Source organism: Bradyrhizobium sp. MOS001, assembly GCF_004634465.1.
Lineage (GTDB): Bacteria > Pseudomonadota > Alphaproteobacteria > Rhizobiales > Xanthobacteraceae > Bradyrhizobium > Bradyrhizobium barranii.
The window spans coordinates 49068-71821 of the sequence record NZ_SPVJ01000038.1 but is presented as its reverse complement, the minus strand read 5'-3'; the positions used below and the strand labels follow the sequence as shown (position 1 = coordinate 71821).

23 protein-coding genes are annotated in these 22754 nt (G+C 64.6%); 11 read left to right on the top strand and 12 right to left on the bottom strand.

What is annotated here, in order from left to right:
• Positions 1-33 precede the first annotated feature (33 nt).
• Complete coding sequence (locus tag CT676_RS46130; RefSeq protein WP_275552131.1) at positions 34-3741, top strand: autotransporter outer membrane beta-barrel domain-containing protein; 3708 nt, start codon at positions 34-36, stop codon at positions 3739-3741.
• A 15-nt stretch (positions 3742-3756) separates the two neighbouring features.
• On the opposite strand, the gene CT676_RS32570 is transcribed toward CT676_RS46130, so the two are convergent.
• Complete coding sequence (locus CT676_RS32570) at positions 3757-4653, bottom strand: DMT family transporter (RefSeq protein WP_135216155.1); 897 nt, start codon at positions 4651-4653, stop codon at positions 3757-3759.
• Between the two features lie 745 nt (positions 4654-5398).
• On the opposite strand from CT676_RS32570, the gene CT676_RS32565 reads away from it, so the two are divergent.
• The 6 genes from CT676_RS32565 to CT676_RS32540 all read left to right on the top strand — a co-directional run bounded on the left by CT676_RS32565 (position 5399) and on the right by CT676_RS32540 (position 12384).
• The gene (locus CT676_RS32565; protein ID WP_135216154.1) at positions 5399-9166 is read left to right on the top strand and encodes a vitamin B12-dependent ribonucleotide reductase; all 3768 of its coding nucleotides are present in this window, start codon (positions 5399-5401) and stop codon (positions 9164-9166) included.
• Positions 9167-9252: 86 nt separating this feature from the next.
• Positions 9253-9885, top strand: a complete 633-nt coding sequence (locus CT676_RS32560; protein WP_135216153.1) for an Abi-alpha family protein — start codon at positions 9253-9255, stop codon at positions 9883-9885.
• 216 nt (positions 9886-10101) lie between these two features.
• Complete coding sequence (locus CT676_RS32555; RefSeq protein WP_071914406.1) at positions 10102-10617, top strand: ParB N-terminal domain-containing protein; 516 nt, start codon at positions 10102-10104, stop codon at positions 10615-10617.
• A gap of 425 nt (positions 10618-11042) precedes the next feature.
• The gene (locus CT676_RS32545) at positions 11043-11276 is read left to right on the top strand and encodes a hypothetical protein (RefSeq protein ID WP_135216151.1); all 234 of its coding nucleotides are present in this window, start codon (positions 11043-11045) and stop codon (positions 11274-11276) included.
• A 98-nt stretch (positions 11277-11374) separates the two neighbouring features.
• Positions 11375-11548, top strand: coding sequence for a hypothetical protein (locus CT676_RS44420; RefSeq protein WP_166096372.1), 174 nt, complete (start codon positions 11375-11377; stop codon positions 11546-11548).
• 143 nt (positions 11549-11691) lie between these two features.
• The gene (locus CT676_RS32540) at positions 11692-12384 is read left to right on the top strand and encodes a phasin family protein (protein ID WP_244623327.1); all 693 of its coding nucleotides are present in this window, start codon (positions 11692-11694) and stop codon (positions 12382-12384) included.
• Positions 12385-12614: 230 nt separating this feature from the next.
• On the opposite strand, the gene CT676_RS32535 is transcribed toward CT676_RS32540, so the two are convergent.
• Complete coding sequence (locus CT676_RS32535) at positions 12615-12812, bottom strand: hypothetical protein (RefSeq protein ID WP_014495617.1); 198 nt, start codon at positions 12810-12812, stop codon at positions 12615-12617.
• Positions 12813-12912: 100 nt separating this feature from the next.
• Positions 12913-13209 (bottom strand): hypothetical protein, encoded by a 297-nt coding sequence (locus CT676_RS32530; protein ID WP_014495618.1) that lies wholly within the window; start codon positions 13207-13209, stop codon positions 12913-12915.
• Between the two features lie 490 nt (positions 13210-13699).
• On the opposite strand from CT676_RS32530, the gene CT676_RS32520 reads away from it, so the two are divergent.
• On the top strand, positions 13700-14746 hold the full coding sequence (locus tag CT676_RS32520) for a hypothetical protein (protein ID WP_135216175.1): 1047 nt from the start codon (positions 13700-13702) through the stop codon (positions 14744-14746).
• A gap of 4 nt (positions 14747-14750) precedes the next feature.
• On the opposite strand, the gene CT676_RS45450 is transcribed toward CT676_RS32520, so the two are convergent.
• Both CT676_RS45450 and CT676_RS32505 read right to left on the bottom strand, forming a co-directional pair.
• Positions 14751-14969: a hypothetical protein gene (locus CT676_RS45450; protein WP_244623326.1), complete on the bottom strand. Its 219-nt coding sequence runs from the start codon at positions 14967-14969 to the stop codon at positions 14751-14753.
• 330 nt (positions 14970-15299) lie between these two features.
• Positions 15300-15806, bottom strand: coding sequence for a hypothetical protein (locus CT676_RS32505; RefSeq protein WP_071914417.1), 507 nt, complete (start codon positions 15804-15806; stop codon positions 15300-15302).
• A 343-nt stretch (positions 15807-16149) separates the two neighbouring features.
• Between CT676_RS32505 and CT676_RS32500 the strand changes: the two genes are divergently transcribed.
• Positions 16150-16944 carry a transglycosylase SLT domain-containing protein gene (locus tag CT676_RS32500; RefSeq protein ID WP_135216149.1) on the top strand — a complete coding sequence of 265 codons (795 nt, stop codon included), beginning with the start codon at positions 16150-16152 and terminating at the stop codon, positions 16942-16944.
• A 259-nt stretch (positions 16945-17203) separates the two neighbouring features.
• Here CT676_RS32500 and CT676_RS32490 read toward each other — a convergent pair whose 3' ends face one another.
• From CT676_RS32490 to CT676_RS32475, 4 genes are all read right to left on the bottom strand, one after another.
• Positions 17204-17416 carry a hypothetical protein gene (locus CT676_RS32490; protein WP_244623325.1) on the bottom strand — a complete coding sequence of 71 codons (213 nt, stop codon included), beginning with the start codon at positions 17414-17416 and terminating at the stop codon, positions 17204-17206.
• 230 nt (positions 17417-17646) lie between these two features.
• A complete protein-coding gene (locus CT676_RS32485; RefSeq protein ID WP_071914421.1) occupies positions 17647-17928 on the bottom strand; it encodes a hypothetical protein in 282 nt (93 codons plus the stop codon).
• A 66-nt stretch (positions 17929-17994) separates the two neighbouring features.
• The gene (locus tag CT676_RS32480) at positions 17995-18684 is read right to left on the bottom strand and encodes a cell envelope biogenesis protein TolA (protein ID WP_135216148.1); all 690 of its coding nucleotides are present in this window, start codon (positions 18682-18684) and stop codon (positions 17995-17997) included.
• Between the two features lie 252 nt (positions 18685-18936).
• The gene (locus CT676_RS32475; RefSeq protein ID WP_135216147.1) at positions 18937-19473 is read right to left on the bottom strand and encodes a helix-turn-helix domain-containing protein; all 537 of its coding nucleotides are present in this window, start codon (positions 19471-19473) and stop codon (positions 18937-18939) included.
• A gap of 316 nt (positions 19474-19789) precedes the next feature.
• On the opposite strand from CT676_RS32475, the gene CT676_RS32470 reads away from it, so the two are divergent.
• Positions 19790-20140 carry a zinc ribbon domain-containing protein YjdM gene (locus CT676_RS32470; protein WP_135216146.1) on the top strand — a complete coding sequence of 117 codons (351 nt, stop codon included), beginning with the start codon at positions 19790-19792 and terminating at the stop codon, positions 20138-20140.
• A gap of 20 nt (positions 20141-20160) precedes the next feature.
• Here CT676_RS32470 and CT676_RS32465 read toward each other — a convergent pair whose 3' ends face one another.
• The 3 genes from CT676_RS32465 to CT676_RS32455 form a co-directional block, all read right to left on the bottom strand.
• On the bottom strand, positions 20161-20562 hold the full coding sequence (locus tag CT676_RS32465) for a VOC family protein (protein ID WP_028161191.1): 402 nt from the start codon (positions 20560-20562) through the stop codon (positions 20161-20163).
• 73 nt (positions 20563-20635) lie between these two features.
• On the bottom strand, positions 20636-21556 hold the full coding sequence (locus tag CT676_RS32460) for a DMT family transporter (RefSeq protein WP_135216145.1): 921 nt from the start codon (positions 21554-21556) through the stop codon (positions 20636-20638).
• 76 nt (positions 21557-21632) lie between these two features.
• Entirely contained in the window at positions 21633-22049 is a 417-nt protein-coding gene (locus tag CT676_RS32455; RefSeq protein WP_244623324.1) for a nuclear transport factor 2 family protein, read from the bottom strand.
• A 122-nt stretch (positions 22050-22171) separates the two neighbouring features.
• Between CT676_RS32455 and CT676_RS32450 the strand changes: the two genes are divergently transcribed.
• Positions 22172-22753: an Ada metal-binding domain-containing protein gene (locus CT676_RS32450; protein WP_028151760.1), complete on the top strand. Its 582-nt coding sequence runs from the start codon at positions 22172-22174 to the stop codon at positions 22751-22753.
• Position 22754: the final 1 nt, after the last annotated feature.

The following is a 22754-nucleotide window of genomic DNA, read 5'->3' as shown; positions in this document are numbered from 1 at the left end:
GGAGCCAGTGCTCTCTCCCTGGGCGTCGCTGGTGTGACCGGCGGGACCGGTGGCAACGTCCTCGGCAGCGGGGGCGCTGCCGGCGGCGGCGGCAATGGCGGCACCGCCGTGCAGGTCACCAGCGCAGGCACCACGACGGTCCAGCAAACGGTCGCCGGCGGCGATGGCGGCAGCGGCGGGCGCGGCGGTACAGCGGGTCACGGCGGGAGTGGTGGTGCGGGCGCTTCCGGCGCCAATGTTCTCGGCGCGCTCGATGGCGGGACCGGTGGAAACGGCGGCAATAGCGGGGTTGGTGCCGGCGGCAATGGTGCGATCGGCGGCAGCGGTGGCGACGGCATCCAGGTCACGGGTGGCGGCACCGTGACGATTTTGCAAAGCGTCACGGCAGGTACCGGCGGCAGCGGTGGCGCTGGCGGTGCAGGCAGCGCCGGCGGCATGGCCGGCAACGGCGGCAACGCGGGATCCAGCATCGGGCTCGGCGTAGCCGGCGGGCGCGGTGGCAATGGTGGCACCGGCGGCAGCGCCAGCGCCCACGCAGGCGATGGCGCCAATGGTGCCGACGGTGGCGTTGGTCTGCAGGTGACGAGCGGTGGCACGCTCTCAATTTCCCAAACGATCATGGGAGGCGCCGGTGGCAATGGCGGCGCTGGCGGCAACGGCGCCAATGGCGGCGCAAGCGGGATCGGCGGCGCCGGCGGCACAGGCGACAATGGCGCCAACGGGTCCTCCGGCTCCGGCTTTCTCAATGGCAACAACGGTCTGGTTGGTGGCGCTGGCGGCAACGGCGGGAATGGTGGCGCCGGCGGAAATGGCGGCATTGGCGGTAGCGGATCCAGCGGCGGCGATGGTGTCCAGCTCACGAACGGCGGGACCGTTACAGTTTCGGGCAACATCGCTGGTGGCGCCGGCGGGATTGGCGGCTCCGGCGGCAATGCCGGCAACGGCGCCGCCGGGGGCAACGGCAGTGACGCCGGCACAGCGGGCACCGGCGGTGCTGGCGCGAGTGCCCTTCTCCCGGCCGTCGCTGGCGGCAGCGGCGGCAGCGGCGCCGCCGGCGGAATGGGTGGCAACGGCGGGAGCGGAGGAAGCGCCGGCGATGCCGGCGTAGGTGGTCATGGCGGCGCCGGCGCGACCATTTCAAACGGTGGCACGCTGACCAATCAAGGCATCATCACCGGCGGCGATGGCGGCCGCGGCGGCACCGCAGGCAGTGGCGGCAACGGCGGCGCCGGTGGCAATGCGGGCAACGGCGGTGTCGGCGGCGTTGGCGGCGCTGGCGGCAACGGCACCGCTGGCGTCAACGTGGTCGGCTCGACCGATGGCGGCAATGGCGGCAACGGCGGGACCGGCGGATTTGGCGGTGCCGGCGGCAATGCCGGCAACGGTGGCAGCGCCTCGAGCCGCGGCGGCGATGGCGGCTATGGTGGCACCGGCGGCGTTGGCGCCGCCTTCTCCAACGGCGGCACGCTGATCAATCGCGGCACGATCACCGGCGGCAATGGCGGCATCGCCGGGGCCGCGGGCATGGGTGGCCTCGGCGGCACCGCGGGCAGCGCCGGCAGCGGTGGTGTCGGCGGCTCCGGCGGCGTCGGCGGTGCCGGGGCCTTGGCCGCCAGCGGCGGCACGAACGGCACCACAGGGACGAACGGCTTCTCCGGCGTGAGCGGCAGCGCCGGCGCGAGCGGTAGCTCCGGCAGCAGCACCGTCACCGCCGGGGTCTCCGGCGCGGTCGGTGCAGGCGGCGCCGGCGTCATCGGCACCAATCTCAGCATCATCAACAGCGGATCGATTTCAGGCGGTCTCGCCGGCGACGGCGTCACGCGTGCCAACGCCATCACCTTCACCGGCGGCGCGAACACGCTGCAGCTTCAGGCGGGCTACAGCTTCAGCGGCAACGTCGTCGATCAAACCGGCAACGGCGCCTTGCAGTTCGGCGGCAACACCAACCCCACTGCTTCTTTCGACGTTTCGCTGATCGGCGCCGCTGCGCAGTATCAGGGCTTCGCGAGCTTCGAGAAGACGGGCGCCTCGACCTGGGCGCTAAGCGGCACCAATAGCGCTGCATTGCCGTGGTCGATCGCCGCCGGCACGCTGCTGGTGAACGGCTCGCTGGCCAATTCGACCATGACCGTGAACGCCGGCGGCACGCTTGGCGGCACGGGCACTATCGGCGCAACGACGATCAATGCCGGTGGCACGTTCATGCCTGGAGCCGTCAACACGCCGGGGACGTCGACGACGGTCGCCGGCAATCTGGCCTTCCAATCGGGCGCGCTCTACGTCGTTGCGGTCAATCCATCGACGTCGAGCTTCGCCAATGTCACGGGCGCGGCGACGTTGACGGGCGCGACCGTGGTCGCGAATTTCCTGCCCGGCAGCTATGTCTCAAAGACATACACGATCGTGACCGCGGCCGGCGGACGTGGCGGCACGACGTTCGCGGGCATCACCAATGTCGGACTGCCGACGGGCGCGAGCGATACGCTGAGCTATGACGCCAACAACGCCTATCTGAACCTGACCGCCGCCTTCACCAATTACACCGGCCTCAACGTCAACCAGCAGAACGTCGCCAACGCGCTGACCAACGCCTTCAACAACAACGGCGGCCTTCCGATGGGCTTCTTCGGACTCGGTCCCGCCGGCTTGACCCAGGTCTCCGGCGAGAGCGCCACCGGCTCTCAGCAGACGACGTTCAACGCGATGAACCAGTTCATCGGCGTGATGACGGATCCATTCATCTCCGGTCGCAGAGGTCCCGTCAGCGCCGACGGCCCGCCTAATGCGTATGCCGAGGACAGCTCGGCCTACGCGGCACGCGGTCGAACTGTCGGCGAGCGCGACGCTTATGCGGCGATGTCCACCAAGGCGCTGGCAGTTCCGACCTTCGAACAGCGCTGGAGCGTATGGGCCGCCGGCTTCGGCGGCTCGCAGACCACGGCCGGCAACGCCATCATCGGCTCGAACAACAGCGCGAGCAGCATCTACGGCATCGCGGTCGGTGCGGACTATCAGGTCTCGCCGGACACGCTCGCGGGATTTGCGCTGGCGGGCGGCCGCACCGGCTTCAACGTCAACGGCCTCGGCTATGGCAGCTCCGACCTGTTCCAGGCCGGCGCCTTCGTTCGCCATAATATCGGTGCGGCCTACATCATTGCTGCGCTGGCTTATGGCTGGCAGGACATCACGACCAACCGCATCGTCACGGTCGCCGGCATCGACCACCTGCGCGCCGAGTTCAATGCGAACGCGTATTCGGGTCGCGTGGAGAGTGGCTACCGCTTCGTCATGCCGACGCTGGGCGGTCTCGGCATCACCCCTTACGCCGCAGGGCAATTCACCACATTCGACCTGCCGGCCTATGCCGAAAGTGTCGTCGCCGGTTCGCTGTTGTTTGCACAGACCTATGCCGCCAAGAGCGTGACCGACACGCGCAGCGAGCTCGGCATTCGCACCGACAAATCATTCGCCATGCAGAACGGCATCGTCACGCTGCGCGGCCGCCTTGCATGGGCGCATGATTTTAATCCGGATCGTTCGATTGCCCCGACCTTCCAGTCGCTGCCGGGCGCAAGCTTCGTCGTCAACGGTGCGGCGCAGGCGCCCGACTCCGCGCTGACCACGGCCTCGGCCGAATGGCAGTGGACCAACGGCTGGTCTGCCGCCGCGACGTTCGAGGGCGAGTTCTCGAATGTCATGCAAAGCTATGCCGGCAAGGGCGCGATCCGCTACGCATGGTAATGCCTGGTTCTCGAGCTAGCGCGTCGCCAGCACCACGGCTGCCAGCGTGAAGATCAGCGCGGCGATCTGGCCCGGCCCCAGCGGCTCGCCCAGCGCCAGCGCGGAGGCGACCACGCCAATGACAGGCACGGCCATGGTGCCGATCGCGGCGACCGAGGCCGGCAGCCGCGCCAGTGCCGCGAACCAGCTGACATAGGCGATGCAGAACTGCACCACGGTGGAATAGACCAGCAGCCACCAGCCGACCGGCGTCACCAGCGAAAGATGCGTGGTCTCGACCAAGAGGCCGATGATCGAGATCGGCAGGCAGCCGATCCCGATCTGCCAGGCCGCGGCCGTGATCGGCGGCAGATGGATCGGGTACTTCTTCGAGAACACCGTGCCGATGGCGAAGCCGAGCGCGCCGGCCAGCGCCATGATGATGCCCGGCAGCTTCTCCACGCTTGCGGCAAAGCCGTTGCCGCCCATGATCGAGGCCAGGCCGACGAAGGCCATCACCAGCCCCAGCGTGCGCAGCACGGTCGGCCGCTCGCCCAGCACCGGCCAGGCGATCAGCGAGGCCCAGACCGGCATGGTGTAGGCGATCAGCGCCGCCTCGCTGGCCGGCAGCCAGAGCAGCGCCAGGCCCATCAGCACCATCCAGCCGGTGACGTTGAGGACGGCGGCGGTCAGTAAGCGCGGCCAGATCCCCGGCCCCACCTTAAGGCTCTGCCGGCGGATCAGCGCGAGGGCGGCGAGCAGCACCGCGCCCAGCACGCCGGTCACCCCGCGCAGCGTCAGCGGCGGCAGCTCGGACAGCAGGAATTTCGTCACCGGCCAGTTGAAGCCCCAGCCGATCGAGGTGATGGCGAGGAACATCAGGCCGGCCGGGGCGATGCGCGGTCGCGCATCCCGGCGAGTCGAATCAAGCATGTGGGGTACCCGGCAAAATCGCGGTCAGCTTGGCGCGGATTCGTACGCGCCACCACCACCCCGGCGGGCATGCCTGCCCTCACCTTCCGTAGCCCTACGTGAGTCCCGCTGAGGCAAGCCCGGTCCCGAAAAATATACCTGCCCTGTGAACAGTGGGGTGAAGGGTCCGTATCGTCACGGGATGCAAATTTTTTTGGTTGGGAATCCCTGAGGACTCACTGATACTTGGCTCAACAACAGGCGCGGGCTTGCCCCCTGTTATCCCCCGCAATCCACCATATTTAGTATTTGATTCAGGAACTCGCACTAGTTCTTGACGGGCGCAACGGAGAGTCCTAGCTTTCGGTCCGTTCGGCGCGAGTGAGTTTGCGTCCCGCCGGCACTCCCCCAAAGGGTCTCGCAAATCGTCACTCCGCCAAGCCAGCCAAAGGCCGCGGATGAGGGCTTGTCTGCCCTCGAAATGCAGACCTTCGGGCGCCAGAACGGGCCGGCAACAGGCTCGGATGGCATTGGTTGAAGTGGCGTGTGGGGCGTTGAACGCATGTCGCGCACATCCCCTTGGGGGCGGATGGGTGTGGACATGCCGGCGGATGAGAACCATCGCGTTGGGAGAAACTGGGCCGGATCCACCGGCTGAACTGCGAAGCCTTTGGGCCGATGAGGTCCTTGGAGGAATCGCGAACCGAAATAGCGACCCGGGCGCCTTGCGGAGGCAGTCCGGCAGATAAAAGGACGGGGCAAGACCATGCGGATTGAGCGGCGCCACACCACTTCGGGACAGTCACCTTACGCCGGGATCGATTTCCGGCTGACCACGTCGGAGATCCGGAATCCCGACGGCTCGGTCGTGTTCAAGCTTGAGAACGTCGAGGTGCCGACCGAGTGGTCGCAGGTCGCCTCCGACGTGCTCGCCCAGAAGTATTTCCGCAAGGCCGGCGTCGCCGCGCGCCTGAAGAAGGTCGAGGAGGAGTCCGTCCCCTCCTTCCTGTGGCGCTCCGTGCCCGACACCGAGGCGCTCGCCGCTCTCCCCGAGAAAGAGCGCTTCGTCAGCGAGCTCTCGGCCAAGCAGGTGTTCGATCGCCTCGCCGGCTGCTGGACCTATTGGGGCTGGAAGGGCAACTACTTCTCCTCCGACGAGGACGCCCAGACCTTCTATGACGAGATCCGCTACATGCTCGCCATGCAGATGGTCGCGCCGAACTCGCCGCAATGGTTCAACACCGGCCTGCACTGGGCCTATGGCATCGACGGCCCGGGCCAGGGCCACTATTACGTCGACCCCTTCACCGGCAAGCTGACCAAGTCCAAGTCGGCCTACGAGCACCCGCAGCCGCACGCCTGCTTCATCCAGGGCGTCGGTGACGATCTCGTCAACGAGGGCGGCATCATGGACCTCTGGGTCCGCGAAGCCCGCCTGTTCAAATACGGCTCCGGCACCGGCTCCAACTTCTCCCGCCTGCGCGGCGAAGGCGAGAAGCTCTCCGGCGGCGGCCGCTCGAGCGGCCTGATGAGCTTCCTCAAGATCGGCGACCGCGCCGCCGGCGCGATCAAGTCGGGCGGCACCACGCGCCGCGCCGCCAAGATGGTCGTCGTCGACGTCGATCACCCCGACATCGAGACCTATATCGACTGGAAGGTGAAGGAGGAGCAGAAGGTCGCGGCTCTCGTCACCGGATCCAAGATCAACCAGAAGCACCTCAAGGCGGTGCTGAAGGCCTGCGTGAACTGCGAAGGCTCGGGCGACGATTGCTTCGACCCCGAGAAGAACCCGGCGCTCCGCCGCGAGATCAAGCTCGCGCGCCGCAGCCTCGTGCCTGACAATTACATCAAGCGCGTGATGCAGTTCGCCAAGCAGGGCTACAAGGACATCCAGTTCGACGTCTATGACACCGACTGGGATTCGGAAGCCTACCTCACGGTATCAGGCCAGAACTCCAACAACTCGGTCTCGCTGAAGGACGACTTCCTCCGCGCCGTGGAAACCGATGGCGACTGGAACCTCGTGGGACGCACGACGAAGAAGATCACCAAGACGCTGAAGGCGCGCGACCTCTGGGAGAAGATCGGCTACGCCGCCTGGGCGTCGGCCGATCCCGGCCTGCACTTCAACACCACCATGAACGACTGGCACACCTGCAAGGCGTCCGGCGACATCCGCGCGTCCAATCCGTGCTCGGAATACATGTTCCTGGACGATACGGCGTGCAACCTCGCCTCCGCCAACCTGCTGACCTTCTACAACACCGAGACCAAGCAGTTCGACGTCGCCGGCTACGAGCACCTCTGCCAGCTCTGGACTATCGTGCTCGAAATCTCCGTGATGATGGCGCAGTTCCCGTCCCGTGCGATCGCCGAGCTCTCCTACGAGTTCCGCACGCTCGGCCTCGGCTATGCCAACATCGGCGGCCTGCTGATGACCATGGGCCTGTCCTATGACAGCAAGGAAGGCCGCGCGCTCTGCGGCGCCCTCACCGCTGTGATGACCGGCATCACCTACAAGACCTCCGCGGAAATGGCTGCTGAACTGGGCACCTTCCCCGGCTACAAGAAGAACGCCGCGCACATGCTGCGCGTGATCCGCAACCACCGCCGCGCCGCCCACGGCCAGTCCAACGGCTACGAGGCGCTCTCGGTGAACCCGGTGCCGATGGACCTCGTGTCCTGCCCGCAGGCTGACATCGTCACGCGAGCTCAGGCAGCCTGGGATGCGGCGCTCGAGCTCGGCGAGAAGCACGGCTATCGCAATGCCCAGACCACGGTGATCGCGCCGACCGGCACCATCGGCCTCGTCATGGATTGCGACACCACCGGCATCGAGCCCGACTTCGCGCTGGTGAAATTCAAGAAGCTCGCCGGCGGCGGCTACTTCAAGATCATCAACCGCGCGGTCCCCGCGGCGCTGCGCGCGCTCGGTTATCGCGAGAGCGAGATCGCGGAGATCGAGGCCTACGCCGTCGGCCACGGCTCGCTCTCCAACGCGCCGGCCATCAACGCCTCGACGCTGAAGGCCAAAGGCTTCACCGATGAAGCCATCGCCAAGGTCGAAAAGGCCCTGCCGACCGCCTTCGACATCAAGTTCGCCTTCAACAAGTGGACCTTTGGCGAGGATTTCATCCGCGACCAGCTCGGCATCGGCGCCGAGGCGATCGCAGCCCCCGGCTTCGACCTGCTCCAGGCCGTGGGCTTCACCAAGCGCGAGATCGAGGCGGCCAACGTCCACATCTGTGGCGCGATGACGGTGGAAGGTGCCCCGCACCTCAAGGCCGAGCACTATTCGGTGTTCGACTGCGCCAACCCCTGCGGCAAGATCGGCAAGCGCTATCTGTCGGTCGAGAGCCACATCCGCATGATGGCGGCGGCCCAGCCCTTCATCTCGGGCGCGATCTCCAAGACCATCAACATGCCGAACGACGCCACGGTGGAGGACTGCAAGTCCGCCTACATGCTGTCGTGGAAGCTCGCGCTGAAGGCCAACGCGCTCTATCGCGACGGCTCCAAGCTCTCCCAGCCGCTCAACTCGCAGCTCATCGCCGACGATGAGGACGAGGAGGATGCGGTCGAGTCGCTCTACGAGAAGCCGATGGCGGCGCGTGCCACCCAGGTCTCGGAAAAGATCGTCGAGAAGCTGGTCGAGCGCATCATCGTGATGCGCGAGCGCGAGAAGATGCCGGATCGCCGCAAGGGCTACACCCAGAAGGCGGTCGTCGGCGGCCACAAGGTCTATCTCCGAACCGGCGAGTATGACGACGGCCGTCTCGGCGAGATCTTCATCGACATGCACAAGGAAGGTGCGGCACTGCGCTCCTTCATCAACAACTTCGCCATCGCGGTGTCGCTGGGCCTCCAGTACGGCGTGCCGCTCGACGAATATGTCGACGCCTTCACCTTCACCCGCTTCGAGCCGGCGGGCCCCGTGCAGGGCAACGACAGCATCAAGTACGCGACCTCGATCCTCGACTACGTCTTCCGCGAGCTGGCGGTGAGCTACATGTCGCGCTTCGATCTCGCCCATGTCGATCCGACCGAGTCGAACTTCGACGCGCTCGGCAAGGGCGTCGAGGAAGGCAAGGAGCCGGACGAGACCCAGCACGCGACCAAGCTGGTCTCGCGCGGCCTCACCCGCTCCCGCACCGACAACCTCGTCGTGATGCGCGGCGGCTCCGCCGCGGTCGCCCAGGGCAACGACAGCGCCCCGACCGGCGGCAGCAAGGTCACCGCCCTCGCCTCGCACGGCACCTCGGCCCGCGCCGGCGATGCCATCGAAGGCGCCGTCGCCCTGAAGCAGGAGGCCAGCCACGACCTCTCCCCCACGGAGAAGCTAGAGGCGCTCCAGTGGAGCAAGGCCGGCAGCACCGCACAGACGCTCGTCCCCACCAAGGCCGAGCGCCGCGCGGAAGCCAAGGCCAAGGGCTACGAAGGCGAGATGTGCTCAGAGTGCGGCAACTTCACGCTGGTGCGGAACGGCACCTGCATGAAGTGCGATACTTGCGGCAGCACGACGGGGTGTTCGTGAGATAGAGCCTTGCTAAACTAGCAATGACAACCACTAAGAGCCCGCTCTCATTCGAGAGCGGGCTCTTTTGAGAAAAGTGGTCCAACATGACGGACGGGCCTGAGCCATTCGGCAAAGAAACGGCGAAAGCCGCACAAGAAATAGCAAAAACAACTGACAATGCGATTGATGCGGCGCGCGACCTAGCCAGCTTTTTCAATCGTGTGCTCGGAAATCCGATCGTTGACGCCGTCGGAATAACGATAGGCGACCCGCTGCGGTTCGTGCGCACCCTGTCTCTCGACTGGTACAGCAGACGCGTCGACGAGATCCTAGCAAAGCGTGATGCGAAAAAATTGAAGGGCGCTCCGCCGCGCATTGCGCTGGATATTCTCGAGGCAGCTCAAGACGAAACTCGAGACGAGTTGCGAGAACTCTGGGCTCAACTGCTGGCAAATGCGATGGATGAAGCCACCCAAAGCAAGGTGCGCATAGAGTTTGTGACGGTATTGAAGCAACTCAATCCGCTCGACGCACTAGTCCTCCAACGGCGCACAGGGGTAGGCAATTTCATAAACCCGCACCAACTGGCACTGGCGCAGCACCTGGAGACCAACGACACGGCAACTTCGATTCTCTATCTGCTCGACCTCAAATGTGTAGAGCAAGCACCGAACGGCACCTATGCCTATAAAACGTCGCCACGTGGAATCGCTCTCCTCAAAGCTCTCAGCTCGTAGGATGGGTTGAGTCCTTGCGAAACTCATCCTTCTGCAACGACCAGTGATGGGGTTCGCTTCGCTCCACCTATCCTGCGGGCTTAACTTTGGCATGCGTCCCTTATTAAGTGCAAACCGCACTCGTCTGAATTGCCTTTGCGGTCGGGCCCTTCCCCCCTAAACTCCTGACCTCACCGGCATGGGTTCCGACGGGCCCGGTAGAAGTGGAGTCAAGTTATGCCCAAACCGGAGGGCTTCCCGATCGAGAAGATTTTCGTTCCCACGAAAATGAAGAAGGCCATCAAGCCCGAGATCGTCGGTGAGATCGCGGAAAGTATTCTGGACATCGGACAACAGACGCCCATTTCCGTTCGGCTCGACGGAGACCGCCTCGTTCTGGTCGAGGGACTGCATCGGCTCGAAGCCTGCAAGGCGCTCGGCGAAACCACCATACTCGGTGTCCTGGTCCCGGCGGAGCTTGCTCAACACAAGCCGCAACTCGCCGAACGCCCCGAAGTCGAGGCAGAGCGCATCAAGATGGCGCGATTGAAACAGTTGCGCCTCGAGAGGGAAGCCGCAGAGGCATCGACGGCTGCCCTGAAGGGCGTCAACGCAACGGAAGCGCCGCGCGCCCGTCCGACCAAAGGCGTCCGCGACAATCCGAAGGCATCACCGGGCCGGACTGCGAAATCGACACCGAAAACATTGTCGGACTGGATCACGCAGCAAAAAGGCAGCGGCGGCCGCTATTGATTGCCGGCCCCAAGAGGTGACAGTGCACTCAAATCTTCAGGCTTAGGGACCATTCGTCACCGTTTCAGAATTACGGTGACAGTGCACTCAACTTTTAGCTCGCAGGATGGGCAGAGCACTTGCGAAACCCATCGTGCCATGACGGCTATTGATGGGTTTCGCTTCGCTCAGAGACCTCACGGCTCATCATTCGCCGGCGCGTTGCGGCGTGCTTGCCTTGCGTCTTTTCTGGCAACCCAGTGCTCGCGAAATCGCTTCGCGGCACGAAACGCCCGCGGCGCCACGACCTGAAACGCCATGGAGGCAACGCCGGCGACAAATCCCTTCACCACGTCAAAAGCGAAATCGGGTCCAAAATACTCCCACATGACCCTGCATCCTTCTTCGCGAAGGCACCGCCGGGCAGTCGTGGGCTGACATGAAAAATGGAAAGGCCCCGTCCGTCACCGGCGGGGCCTCAAGAAAAATCCCTGCACGCGCCGTTGCGCGCACGCGAAAATCTCTCGGTTCACCCGCTCATGGTGGACACGATGAAAGAGCTGCAAAGCATGGCCGTGCGATTGAAAACGCCCATAGCGATCATCCCGAAATTGCCAAATGCCGACCCACCCGATGCGCATCACCAAGCAGCGCACGAGGGTCTGGTGTCGGCGCCATAGAAGCAGACCTGGGGGCTGCCGTCTGTGTGCCATTTCACAACGACCGGAAGACTTTTATAAGGCGTGATGAGCAAGCGTGGCCCGCAGGAAGGACCGCCATGAACGGCAATCGCTACTACGGGGTTCGGGTCGAGGGCGCCAAATACGGCGTGGGTTTTGGCTCCGCACTCGCCATCGCAATCTCCTACACCAACAATCATTCGATCCTGTGGGCGATCATCCACGGCATCTTGGGCTGGCTCTACGTGGTCTATGTCGCCCTGTTCGGGTGACGACGAACGCGCGAGGACCAGGACGCCCGTCATTGCGAGCCACCGGGTCCGCGCGGAGCGCGGCCCGATGACAGGCTCTGCGAAGCAGTCCAGGCCGTCACCCGCGAATTGCGCCTGGCCGGTGCCCGGCAAAATCTCACCACATGGCCGCCACGCAAGCGACAACCCACAATCGCGATTTCAGCGCAAACACGACGGAGGCTTGCGGCTTCAGCGATATTCAGGAGTTATTTGCAATGTTGAGTGCGGGCGAAAATAAGACAACGGGAAAATCCGGCCGGCGCGGCGCGAAGAAGAAGGCCGGGCAACGGACCAGGGCCGGCGAGCAACACGCAACTGCGGCCCATCAATTGCCGGATGCCTCGGCGGAGATCAGCCAAGAGAACAAGCAAGAGAGCACCCAAGAGAACAGGCAAGAGGCCGAGCAAGAGATAAGGCAAGAGACGAGCCGAGAGATCAGTGCTCAGGTACCCTCGGCTGCAGCCTTGCCAGGCGAGGCTTCCGGGATGGAGATCGCTGCAAGCGCGCCCGTCGCACCGGTGGAACCCTCCCAGGCCAGCCCGCAGGCGATTGCCGATGCCTATAGCGACTACACGAGGACGTCGCTTGAGCACGCCTGGAACTTCCTGGGAAAGCTCGCGGCGGCGCGCTCACCCGTCGAGGCCTTTGAGCTTCAGATGGAGTACGCGAAACAGGTGTGCGGATCGTTGATCGCCGAATCCCAGAAGATCGCCGAGTTGCATGGACAATTGACCAGACAAAGGGTCATGCATTTTGAGGGGTTCGTGGCCAAGCTCACCCAGACGACGCTCGAAATTCGCGCGACACGTCACTAACGACAACTGCGTATTCCGACACAGCGGGGGGGGAGCGAGCGTAGCCCGGATGGAGCGACTTGTCCGCCGTAGCTCGAAGAGCGAAGGCGGAAGCGAAATCCGGGCTACCTGCCGCGGTCTCGGCATCGGCTAACGCATGATCCGGAAAAGTGCGAAGCGGTTTTCCGAAAAGATCATGCTCAAACAACAACCTAAAGCGCGATGACGATTCATCTCAATCTCATCGCGCTTTAGCCAGTTGTCTTGGCCCGCTGCACTTCGTGCGGGTGACGACGATCGCCACGCCGGTTTGACTTGCGAACGTAGGTGACGAGTGCCTCGGGGTTCTCGAGCTTGATCTTCAGCGCCGCGACCAATGCGTCCTCGGCTTCGATCGTGAGCACCTTGGCACGCACCCCGAGCTTCAACCCGACAGTATATGACGTCATGGCAGACTCCACGGGTCCAAGCTTCCACCGTACCTCAATCGGCGTCTCTTCGGAACAGCCCTGCTCAACACATCCCCTTTCGCCGCCGAATAAAGCCGGATCACGACCGCTCTATCAGGATCGGTGAACCGAGCTCTTCGAAATGAAAGAGCTGAAAGACCCGCTGGCCGTTGAAGTCGAGCACTCTCAAATCATCGGTCTCGTGCAGATTGCTTTCGACCGCGTGAAAGTGCCCGCCGTAGCGCTCTCTGGCGAGCGACAAGGGAACCTCGAACGCGACGAACTTGCCGATACCTTTTTGCCTGAGCACCCCTAGGAGCTTCTGGTCGTCCAGGGACTGGTGCGAGGTGAGAATGAGCAGCGGACCGCTCGCCGTGAGCAGCAGAAGCGATTTCATTGGATCCTCCTTTGCGCCCCTCCCTACCTGATCTTCGCCAGGACTCCTTCAGGCGCTCCAGCTCCGTACGAACCTGCGCCTCCATGGCGTCTTGCAATGCGAGTATGCCCCTGCTGGACAATTCTGCGGAGGCCTTTCTGTCCAGATTCTGCTTCCAATCCCGGATGGCTTGCTTGGTGGCCTTTTGGGCCTCCGACGTCGTCTTAACGTACTCCTTCATGCAGGCGTCGGCCATTGAGCATGTCTGGCACTCCCGGGCCGCGGCCGGACCTGAAAGAAGCAGGGCGAGTGTCGCGGTAGAGACCCTCATGGCGCTTCCTCCCGCGATAGCACAGCACGTCGCAGGGATGCCCCGGGGGGAGCAGCGCCCGGCTGCTTCAGCAACCGTAGCCCGCCATAATTTCTCCTTCGCACGCGCGTTGTGTTGGACAACGGTGAGGCCTATCCTTCCGACGTTCGGACTGCCGCACTCCCATTGACGCCCGACTGGATGGAGCGCGCATCGGTGCCTGAAGCGAACGACCCCAAGCCTGATACCGACAAGCCTGAGGCCCAAAAGCCTGAGGCCGCCAAGCCGGACGAGGTGCGCGCCGATGGCGGGCTGGCGCGGGCCTATGACCAGATCAAGAGCGCAGAGCAGGACCTTGCGCGGCTGGACCGGCTGGTTTCCGGAATGGAACGCGGCAACGAAGTCCCGCGGGCCTCGCAGGCCAGCGCCGGTGCGAAGGCAGCCGAGGCTCCCAGGGACAAGGCGCCGGCACCGGTTAGCAAGGTGGGCAATCAAGGCCTGAAGGGAGATCGGACCATGCTGCGTGCCCTGGTTGGCCTCGTGCTGGCGATCGGCCTTCTCGGCGCCGCCTTCGCTTCGCAATATCGCGATGAGGCCAAGTCGATGACCAGGTCCATCATGGCGCGATGGGCTCCGCCGGCCGCGAGCGAACCCGCGCGAGCGTCCGTGGTCGAAAGTCCGGCGCAACCGCCGGCCGTGCAACTGGCTGCTGCGGATGGGCCCAGTCCGGTGCCCGCGCCGCCGCTCGGCAAGGAAACGGAAAGCGCTCCAAGAACTGACGCTCCAAGAGCTGAGGCTCCAAAACCTGACGCTGCAAGACCTGACGCGCCAAGAACCGGCGCCACGGCGCCTGATCCGTCATCGTCCGATCTCGCGCAATCGCTCAAGACCATCACCAGCGAGCTTGCGAGCATCAACGGAAAGCTCGAGCAACTGAAAAGCCGCAACGAGCAGACGCTGCGCGAGCAGGCCGACACCATTCAACAGCTCAAGGCGGCGCAGGAGAAGGATGCCGCGGACAATGCGCGCCTCGCCGCACAGGTCCAGGCGCTGCAAACGCAACTGACGACGTCAGCCGCGCCTGCACCCGCGAAACCGGTCGTGCGGAGCGCGACGAGCAACGAGACGGCTGCGCCTGCACGGCCGCACGTGCAAGCGACCGCCCCCCGGCGGCCCAGGCCACCGCCGCCGCGAGGACGCTGGATGCCCCCGCCCTATATGGCCGACCCCTACGATCCGGATTGGTAAGCCGTCAGCGTTCTCGGCCAAGAGGCTTGGTGCCAAGAGCCTTGGTGCCAAGAACCTTGGTGCCAAGAACCTTGGTGCCAAGAACCTTGGTGCCAAGAACCTTGGTGCCAAGAACCTTGGTGCCAAGAACCTTGGTGCTATGCTGCGCGGTGATCGGCCGGCAGGCCCTCGGCCAGATCTGTGCGACGTCACGACGGGCCTCGGCATGAAGGAGCAAGCCCATGACCAGGCACCTTTCACGCATCCTGTTGACCCCAATGATGCTTCTGTTTGCAGTCTGCGCGGCCAGCGCCGCAGACGGCTGCGGCACCGGTTGCCACGCCACCGTTTCCGGCGCGTGCGTGGTCGATGGCTGGGCAACGGGTGCGCGGGTCTGGAATCAATGTCCGGCCACGTCGCGTGCGCGTCCGCCTTGCGGCGGTTCGGATTACGTCTGGGACTCTCGCAAACGGGCTTGTTTCCCGTCGACGCGCGATTGGCTTTGAAGCTCAGCCCGCAGAATGGGGGCGCGCGAGCGCTCACCCCATCCTGCGAACGACGCTCTACGCCCGCCTCACCGTACCTCGCACACCGACACCTTGGCTTCGATCCCGGTCGGCTCGAGCTCTTCCGTCGCAAGCTCCTCGCTGCAGTACTCGCCGACCGAGACGTCCTTCATCCTGCGCTTGACCTGCTCGCACGTCTTGCGGACGTCTTCCGTGAAGAGCGCGCATTCCTCGATGCGTTTGAAGATCTTCCGCCCCTCGTCGCGATACCCCGCTGCCGTCTCGCGCATGAAGGCGATCGCATCATGGACCTGGGCTGTCAGCGCCTCGCATTTTCGCGCGGCATCGATCAGCTCGGCGCCCATGGCCTCGATCTCCTTTGCAGCGGACTCATAGTCACGAATGACCGCCTCAGCACTGAGCGCGCCCACGCGCGTGACCCCCTCGGTGTGCTCGACGTAATCGGGCAGCGCAATTGAAGCAATCGAGCTTCCCGTGCGCACCGATGCAATGTCCGCCTCGAGCTGGACCAGGTTTACGCCTTCACGTCTGCGCAATTGTTCGACACTTGCCATGATTGACCCTCCCAACGCTCCCCGTACCCCAAACGGCGCTGAGTGTATTACGTGGATAAGCGACCTTCTAATCAGATATGTCGTTGACAGTCGCAGCTTTGCCATTTTTGTGCAGTTTCCGCCCCGGCACGCAGCGATGATGGATGTCATCAGCGCTCAACCTCTCATAGTTGCGGTTCGAATTGCGGTGACGGTGCACCCAACTCTCGGAGGACAGGGACGAATCGTTGCAGTGATACCCCACACGATCCATAGGATGGGTGGAGCGAGTCGATCCCCATCGACCCCGTCAGGTGATGGATTTCGCAAAGCCTCAACTCATCCACGCGCTCCCACCAGACCCATGCCACGAAAAAGCAAACGCCTCCTCCCCCGCCTTCGCAGCGTCCGGCGAGGCGCCCGGTGGATGCGAAAGAGGTTCGCGCGCGCACCGCGGATGGTTCGGATCGCAGGCAGCGCGGCGATCCTGCTTGCGGTCGCAGCCCTTCTGAACATCGTCTATCACGTCATCCGCAAGCCGACCGAGCTGTTCGTCTTCGTCGGCAACGCGCTCGACAAGGAGCCGGCCGAGAACTGGCGGCAATACGGGCCGCTCTTTCGCGCCTATTCCACCGCGACGATCACGCCCGAATTGCTGGCCGCGCTGGCGCAGGTCGAGAGTTCGGGCAATCCGGTGGCGCGCACCTACTGGCGCTGGCGATTGAGCCTCAATCCGCTCGCAATCTACCGGCCCGCCTCCAGCGCCGTCGGCCTCTACCAGATGACCGATCCGGCTTTCGCCGACGCCGCACGGTTCTGTGTCCGCGGCAACGCGGTTACGGAGACTGGTTGCGGGTTCACGGGCCTCTATACCCGCGCGATCCCGAGCCACGCCATCGAGCTTGCATCGGTGTACCTGGACCGCAACGTGGCTGACGTTCTCGCCCGCGCGGGCGATGTGAAGGCAAGCCGCGAGCAGAAGCAGGATCTGGCCGCCTTCATCCATCTCTGCGGCGCAGGCCCCGCCACAGCCTACGCGCGCCGCAAGTTTCAGATGATCGCCGACGAACGCTGCGGCGATCACTCGGTTGCAAGCTATATCGCCAGGGTCAACGCGATGAAGCGGCAGTTCCTGCGACTATCGGCGGATGACCCGTAGGGTGGGTTTGCCTGCAGCGCGAAGCGCAGTGCATCAGCCTAGACATTCATTGTCGCGAGGGCGCGCGCTTCAGCGGGCTGGCCGGCGCTTTGAGGCGCGTTGATATCCTTCCAACACTCATCGCTTTCCCAACGCGCGCTTATGCGAGGCTTGCCGCGAAGAAGGCGCAACCAGTGCCTTGCCAGCCACGAATATCATGCGTTTTGGCAAAGGCTCAACCCGTCCCTATATGCGGGTGCTTTCCGCCGCGCGCTTCGCCCTACCTGATCTTCGCCAGGCACTCCTTCAGCCGCTCCAGCTCGGAACGAACCTGCGCCTCCATCGCGTCCTGCAATGCGAGTATGCCCCTGCTGGACAATTCGGCGGAGGCCTTTCGGTCCAGATTCTGCTTCCAGTCCCGGATTGCTTGCTTCGTGGCCCTTTGGGCCTCCAACGTTGCCTTAGAGTACTCCTTCATGCAGGCGTCGGCCATTGAGCATGTCTGGCACTCCTGGGCGGCGGCCGGGCTTGAAAGAAGCAGGGCGAGTATCGCGGTAGGGACTCTCATGCTGATTCCTCCCGCCCAGGAGCATAGCACGTCTCGGGGATGCCTCGAGGAGCAGCGCGCAGGATGGGTGGAGCGCTTGCGAAACCCATCGTGCCGCGACAGCTATCGATGGGCTTCGCTTCTCGTCTATTCCGCTCCGCGTCCGTCGATGGCCTTTACCACCAGTACGGCCACCGCCATCCCTCATAGCGGACCCATGACGACACATAGGGCGGGCCGTTCGGATCGACCCGGTCGTCTTCAGGGCGATAACGATATCGTGGAACAATGTAGTAATCCCACGGCGTCGGCCTGAGCACGGGCGCCGTGACGATAAGCCTCTGCTGTGGTTCGCGAACCACTTGGGCCTTCCGCGTCCGGGCCTCAGCGCCCGATATCCCGAGGTTGCACAGCACCAGGGCCGTTCCGAGCGCACACGCGGCGGTGATGATCTTCATGCGTTGGTCTCCTTCCCTGGAAGAGTGCAAAAGGACGCAAGGCAAGGCAAGCTAAATTCGCTCGCGCTACGTGCGCGCGCGGCGCAGAGCCTCCTCCAGCTTTTTCCTTTGCTTGTCCCACCGGCCCTGCTCGGCCTCGGCGCGTTCGTCGAGCGCGGCACGCTCGGCTTCGATCGCCTCCGCCTTCGCGGCGTGCTCCCGCCTCGCCGCGTCCAGCGCCGCCTGGGCCATGGCGACCGCCTTGTCGCGGCGCGCGCGCTCCTTGGCGAGGGCGACCTCTTCCTTGCGTCGCTCGGCGTCTCGCCGCCGCTCTTCCTTCTCGAACGCCGCGGCGGCTTTGCGCGCGTCTTGATCGTCAATCTTGCGTGACTGTTTTGTTACGCCCTCGGCCGGACGCTGCTTCGACTTGGATTTGGACTCGGGCTTGGACTTGGAGTTGGGTTTGGGTTTTCGCTTGGCCTCATCGTCGGCGAGATCGGTCGGCAGCGCGGCGCTCTCGGTGAACGGGCCGCCGGAGCCGACCGGGCGCCGGAGCACGACGCCCGGGCTTGCCATGGTCGCCGCGACGATGTCGGGGTCGTCGGTCTCCTTCGCGGCGCCCTGATGGAAGAGGTTGGAGCTGGCGCCCCAGGCCTCCAGCGCCGCCTTCATCGAGGGTGCGGCGACCGCCTGGTCGTAGAAGCCGAGCGAGGTCTGGTAGGTCTTCAGTTTTCTTTGCGGTTTTCTTGTCGCTTCGCTTTTCGGTTTTTTCGGCATGTCGCCCCGCGGCCCCGGCGACGCACCTGTCCGTCGCACCGGCGCCACCATGCCATAGTGCCCCTGTTTCGCCCGACGAGTCAAATTTTATTCGGGATCACCGAAATCGATGCGAGGCAAGCAACGACCGGGATTGCCGACGGAGCAGCACAATATTCGGTCCCGCAGACCCCTGAAATCACGCGAGTTTTCTACGGTGCGTGGGGTTGTTTTCGACATTTTTGTTGGCCGCGCAGTTCCGCGAGTGTCTCCCTACGCCGCGTCGACGTCCTCAGGCGCCGGACCTGCCACGAGCCCGTCGAGGCCGACCATCAGCAAATCGGCAATGTGCATCAGCTGGTAGAGCGGAATGTCGGCCTCGCCGTTTTCGGCCAGCGCCAGGAAGGCGGGCGTGACGCCGATGCGCTCGGCGAGCTGGACTTCGGTGTAGCCGCGGGTCTCGCGCGCCGCTCTGACGCGCGCACCGATCCCGAGCCGATGCCGGGACTGCTCGTCCGCGGTCATCATGACGGCCTGCTCGTCCGGGCTCGCATAACCCTCGGCGAACGCGGTGCCGATCAGTCTGCCCTTGCGCCAGGCGACGCGGCAGTCGTTGCGCAATCCGCTGCTGAAGACCAACGTGAACTGCTCGGCGACCCAGAGCGACGAGTTGAGCTGCAGGCGGGCGCCGGTGCCGGAGACATCGCGGATCGTGCAGGGCACGCTGATGAGGCTGCCGGTGCCGTTGTCGAACTCGACAATCCCGGTTCGCAACGTCTGATGTCTGGCAGCGGCACGATGCTCGCTCATGACCTGGACTCCCAAAGCTTGCGGCAGCGTCGAACGGCGGATCCGACGTATCCGTATGATCAGGACATGGATACCGCGGAATTTTTCCCGAACTCCTAAGGCTCCGGCACTTCAACCGGGACCGGACGCCATGGTAAAGGATTTGCTCCCAATCCATCTTTTCCGGCGGAATGCGTGCGGCGCGCCCGTGAGAGCGTTTTCGAGCGAAGTGGATACCGGTTCGCGTAAAGAAAACGCGCCAAAACAAAAACCTGGAGCCTTTCCCGTTCCGATTCCATCGGAACGGGAAAGGCTCTAGGGGGTGACGAGGCAAGCAATGACCGAATCGATGAAATGCCCGAACTGTAAGTCGGAGCACGCCTATCAGGACCGCGATCTCTGGGTCTGTCCGGAATGCGCCCATGAATGGCGCGCTGGGGGCGATGCGGCCGCGCCGGCTCCGCAGGAGGCCGGGGTGCGCGATGCGCATGGCAATGCGCTCGCCGATGGCGACAGCGTCATCGTGATGAAGGACCTCAAGGTCAAGGGGTCGTCGTCGGTCGTCAAGGGCGGCACGAAGGTCAGGAACATCCGCCTCCAGGACGCCACCGACGGCCACAACATCGCCTGCAAGATCGACGGCATCGGCGCGATGAATTTGAAATCGGAGTTCGTGAAGAAGGCCTGAGCCGCCCGCGTCCGCTCGCGCTATTCCTCCAGCAGCGCGTCATACCCCTTCGCGCTGAACGCCAGAAGACAAAACCCGTGCCCGAACGGATCGGCCAGCATGGCGATCCGGCCATAGGGCGCATCGCACGCGGGCGCCTCGAGGATCGCACCGGCGGCAAGTGCGCGCGCGACGGCGGCATCGACGTCGTCAACGACGACGTCGATATGCAGCGGCGTCCAGTGCCGCTCGTAGCGGCGGCGGTCGCTGCCCGCGCCCGGTGTGCCGGCCTGCTTGGTCAGAAGATACAGCGGCGCGGGCCAGCCCAGCAGCTCGACGAAGTCGGTGCCGAAGCGGCGGCCGACCGTGAGGCCGAAGGCGGCGGTGTAGAAGGTGGTCGCTTGCGCTGCGTCGGGAACGTCGATGTTGAGCAGGATGGTCATGACGGGCAGCGTAACCCGGACGGAGCGGACGCATAATCCGGAATCTTGCCGCACCTCCGGTCGCGCTATGCGATCACCGCTGCCGCTGCGCCAGATAGAACCCGCACAGCACCGTGACCAGACCCGCCACCTGCAACATCGTCGGCGGCTCGCCGAGCAGCAGCCAACCGACCAGGAGCGTCAGCGCCGGCACGCAGGCCGGGATCACGGCGGCGCGGGCGACGCCGAGGCGCTGGACCGAGACGGCGAACAGATAAAGCGCGGCGGGGCCGGCGAGCACGCCCTGCGCCAGCGCCTGAATGGCATTCTCGGTCACACCGATCGCCGCGACATGGGCGAGACCGACGGTGGCGAGATAGATCGGCAACAGCAGCAGCGACAGCACGTTGATGACGAGCGCGGCCGACACGGCGGAGACGCGCCAGTGCCGCAGCAGCGCGCCAAAACCGGCGAACATGAATCCGGTGAGCACGAAGGTCAGATCGCCGAGCACACCATCAGACCCGATATGGCCGATCGATTCCGCGCCGATCACGCAGAGGCCGCCGACGATGACCAGGGCGCCGGCAAGGCGCGACGCGGAGATGTGCTCCTTCAGCACGACTGCCGCGAGCAGGAGGCCGCCGAGCGTCGCGCAGGAGGGCTGGATCACGCTGCCGTGGCCGAGCGGCACGAACAGGAATCCAGTGTAGGAGATCAGCGACATCACGGGACCGCCGAGCACCATCAGCACAAGGCCCCTGCCCCAGCCGATGCCGCAGAGATCACCGATGCCGGCGCGCGCGACCAGCGGCAGGAACGCGATGCCCGACCAGACATAGCGATGCACGAGCAGATCGACCGGGGTGAAACCGACCTTGAGGCCGTGCCGCGTGCCGGCAAAGCCCAGCGCCCAGAACAGCGCAGCCGACAGGCCGCAGATGACGCCGAGTAACGCCGGCGCCGCATCGTTCTTCTGAATGAGAGCGTCAGCGCCGCTCGTTCGCTGATCCATCGACAAGCCTTATGTCAGCGCGTGAGCCGCCTCAACCCACGCCGTTGCAGGTCTGGCACGCAGCGTCGCCCAACCATCATGCCTCCTCGCCGAACACCATCTGCCATCCGTTGCGCGTGTCCATGTATTCCCGCACTTCGCGAATACGGTCCCCGGCCACCGTGAACACGAAGCAATAGTCGTTCTCGTAGGGCTTGCCGCCCGCAAGCGTGGCACGCATCCGCTCCTCCACGATCACGACATCGCCGTCGGCGTAGACGCCGCGGAAGGCGATATCGATCTCGGAAAACATCCTGTGCATCTCCTGCGCGATGAAGCGCGCGATCGCTTTCGCGCCCACCATGTGATCGGTGTGATCGAGCGCGACGGCGGTGGCGTTGCCCTTCGGCGCGATCCATTCGGCATCGTCGGTGAACAGTGCGGCGATGCGGCCGGCATCGCGCGACGAGAAGGTCTTCCAGGCGTTGAGAACGATGTCTTTCGGGCTGGTCACGGCGCGCTCCAGAACTGGCATTGAGGGGGCTTGCATCGAGGGCCGCCTTCTAGGCCACCATGCGCGTTGCGGCTCGCCACAATCGGACTCGGTCATCCCGCGGCCCTTCCGCCCGCGCGGGCATGCGCTATCATCCGGCCATGCTGAGTTTTGACGACTGCAACGCCGCGCGCCTGCGCAGGGATCCCCGCTATGACGGCCGCTTCTTCACCGCAGTGAAGACCACGGGCATCTATTGCCGCCCGGTCTGTCCGGCCAAGCAGCCGCTGACGCGCAACGTCGTCTATTACCCCACGGCGGCCGCGGCCGAAGCCTCGGGATTCCGGCCCTGCCTGCGCTGCCGTCCCGAAACCGCGCCGTTCTGCCCGGCCTGGAACGGCACGCGTTCGACGGTCGCGCGCGCGGTGAAGCTGATCAACGAGGGCGCGCTCGATGAAGATTCGGTGGTGACGCTCGCGATGCGGCTCGGCATCTCCTCGCGTCACCTGGCGCGCTTGTTCGAGCGCCATGTCGGCGCGACGCCGCAGCAGCTTGCCAAGACGCTGCGCGTCCAGCGCGCAAAACGCCTGCTCGATGCTGGTGAACACACCATGACCGACATCGCGTTTCAGGCCGGCTTCGGCAGCTTGCGCAGATTCAACGCCGCGTTCGCCGAGCTCTATGGAAGATCGCCGTCCAGCCTGCGCTCATCGAAGCATGCGTAGC